Origin of the sequence: Bartonella sp. AA56HLJMS (assembly GCF_042197145.1) — a bacterium.
GTDB lineage: Bacteria > Pseudomonadota > Alphaproteobacteria > Rhizobiales > Rhizobiaceae > Bartonella.
In genome coordinates, this window is sequence record NZ_JBHIRL010000064.1 from 1 (window position 1) to 2,644 (window position 2,644).

Annotated in this window: 4 protein-coding genes; all 4 read right to left on the reverse strand. The window is 43.9% G+C overall.

The window, feature by feature from the left end:
* A partial coding sequence (locus ACFINI_RS09755; protein WP_375648024.1) for a DnaB-like helicase N-terminal domain-containing protein occupies positions 1 to 872 on the reverse strand: 872 nt, incomplete at its 3' end.
* On the reverse strand, positions 844 to 1,866 hold the full coding sequence (locus tag ACFINI_RS09760; RefSeq protein ID WP_375648025.1) for a phage late control D family protein: 1,023 nt from the start codon (positions 1,864 to 1,866) through the stop codon (positions 844 to 846). The genes ACFINI_RS09755 and ACFINI_RS09760, both read right to left, overlap by 29 nt.
* On the reverse strand, positions 1,866 to 2,120 hold the full coding sequence (locus tag ACFINI_RS09765) for a tail protein X (protein WP_375610995.1): 255 nt from the start codon (positions 2,118 to 2,120) through the stop codon (positions 1,866 to 1,868). The genes ACFINI_RS09760 and ACFINI_RS09765 overlap by 1 nt, the downstream gene beginning before the upstream one ends.
* Complete coding sequence (locus ACFINI_RS09770; protein ID WP_375648026.1) at positions 2,117 to 2,593, reverse strand: phage tail protein; 477 nt, start codon at positions 2,591 to 2,593, stop codon at positions 2,117 to 2,119. The genes ACFINI_RS09765 and ACFINI_RS09770 overlap by 4 nt, the downstream gene beginning before the upstream one ends.
* Between the last annotated feature and the right edge of the window lie 51 nt (positions 2,594 to 2,644).

Genomic DNA, 2,644 nt, shown 5'->3' on the forward strand with positions numbered 1-2,644 from the left:
TCTGAGATATTACCACGACGCATATCAGAAGAAGAAACCTTTATTTGTTCTGAGATAATACGAGTTGCAAGCTGTTCTGTTGACATCTCAAGTGAGAAGAAACCTACAACGCCCCCTTCATTTTCTTGGCTGTTATCACGACGCTTGCAAGCATTGGCAATATTAAAAGCAATATTGGTCGCCAGAGAGGTTTTCCCCATTCCAGGGCGCCCTGCAAGAATAATTAAGTCAGATGCTTGTAATCCTCCCATTTTCTCATCAAGTGTTTTAATATGGGTAGCTATCCCAGAAAGCTGTGAGGAACGCTTTTTTGCAGCGCTTGCCATGTTAAGTGCTTTTGCAATGGCTGTATCAAAGTTTTCAAACCCACCCCCATATTTTCCTTTTTCGGCGAGCTCAAATAACTGATTTTCAATCGTTTCAATTTGTTGGGTAGGCGTGAGCTCTACAGGCGCATCAAAGGCTGTATTGGCAACTTCATTGCCAAGATTAATCAAAGACCGGCGGATAAAAAGATCGTAAATAACGCGTCCATAATCTTCAGTGTTAATAATAGTGACTGCCTCTGTGGCTAAGCGAACAACATACTGGTATACAGTAATATCTCCAATTTTTTCTTCCATTTGGATATAGGGCTTGATTGTAATGGGGTTTGCAAGATGACCATTTTGAATAATTTGTAAGACAATCTCAAAGATCTTTTGGTGTAGCCTTTCAAAAAAATGTTCTGCTTTAAGAAAGTCTGAAACGCGATCGAGTGCATTATTATTAATCAGGATTGCTCCAAGTAATGCCTGCTCTGCTTCAATATTATGGGGAAGTTGACGAAAAGAAGAAGCAAAATTATCTCTTGGATTTTCTGTTTTTAGCATGTTTGATGTTCTCATTGCTTTCTTTTCCCTTGTTTGGTGCTTCTAGTGTGATTTCTGTGGTGTATCCGCTTTGTTTTTCATAGCGGTGGGTGACGGTTGCAGCTTTCCATGGTCCATTGATTTGCCCACGAAACCCTTGAAGGATGAGAGGTTGATCCGCCATGATTTCAGGGCGTCCCTCAAGAGACAAAGAGCCACTGCCTACAGCACGACATAAGCGATCCGACTCGGAAGCAGCAGCAGCTCGTGCTTCCTCTTGACATGGATAACAACTGCGAAGACGCCGCACGGGACCGCTAAACCCTGTCTGATGTTTGACTTGGCATTGCTGCCCTTTTGAGCGATCAAAATAAGAAGCTTCAATAGTGCCATATTGCGTACGTGGTTCTAATGTGAATTCCCAGTTGGAACAGTCATTTTTATAAAGTTCGAGTGCTGGTAAATTATCCCCGCTTAAAAATAAAAACTTATTGTCCTTGATCAAAAAACGTGCCCGCATGCGATCGGCAAGGCGGGTTAAAAAATCAACCGCCGATTGATCTGTACGAATCACATAAGGCAAAGTTTGTTGAGTGAACTGAGGACTGACCTTTGCTTGATAGCCATGGCGTTTGGCAAGTGTCTCCACAATCTCACCAACAGTTTTGTGATCAAAATGTTCACTCACCTGTTCTTTGAGCTCTTTACGCATCGAGGCGCTTTTGCCACAAAGGCGCAAAATCTCTCCATCACTGCCACCACAACTTACAACCGATTCGACAACAAAACGCCCCATAAAGGCACTGATGCTGTTCTCATAACCAAAGATCACCTGTAGCGCACTGTTGCTTGAGGGAACCTCTAAATCATTGCCACTATCGTCAAACTCTGCTTCAAATGTATCGGCTTCATTACCGGCATGGTCCGTAATCGTTGCGGTTAAGAGACGCTGGTAAAAAACCTCATGAACAGGTTTGTCTCCCACCTTGACCACAATAAAAGGGTGTGTACGCATTAATCCCATAACCGCTTCACCATGCTTTGAGGATTAGACAACACAAATTCAGGCAGAATGACCTTTAAGCCCCGCGGTAAAAACACACCATATTTGGCAATCTCTGGATTGGCTTCCAGTGTGGCTTCTAAATAGCCGTTTAGTCCCCCAACTTGAGAACGGTCCCCTAACACAGCCATGACATGGTGAAAGCAAAGGAGATCGAGGCTCATATCCTCTAGCTCTACAACAACATGTTTTTCTGGTATCTTCATAGAGTTTGTCCCTCTTGGTAATACCCCATTTGATATTGTCCCTCTTGGTATTGTCCTTGTGGTTTTCCGCCATTAAAAAAGGGCAAGAGCGTAATGGAATAGCGGATGCGCTGGGATTGACCAGAGCGACTGATATAGTCGTGGTCTTTATTGATCGTGGTGATCACCACGGGTCCATGAAGAAGGACACTATAGGTCGTATCATTAATCCAACGAAGCATCTGGACCGGCTTTGCTCTTCGAATAGTTGTAGTGATAGCATCAATGGCTACACGATCACCAAATTCTTCTGGAAACCAAACCCCATGAATGGTTTTGGGATTATTGCCATAGCCGGTAAATTGCAAACTGGGGGACCTGCCAAAACGCTCCATACAAACCCATGAGGCAGAAAACTCTTCTTCAAAGGATTGGAAATTCAGCCAGTCCACATAAAATTGATGCGGTCCTAACATCATCAAAGGATCTCTCATAGGCTCCCTCCCCTCATTCTGTCCCGCCATGCAGAGCATTGGCACGTGCCC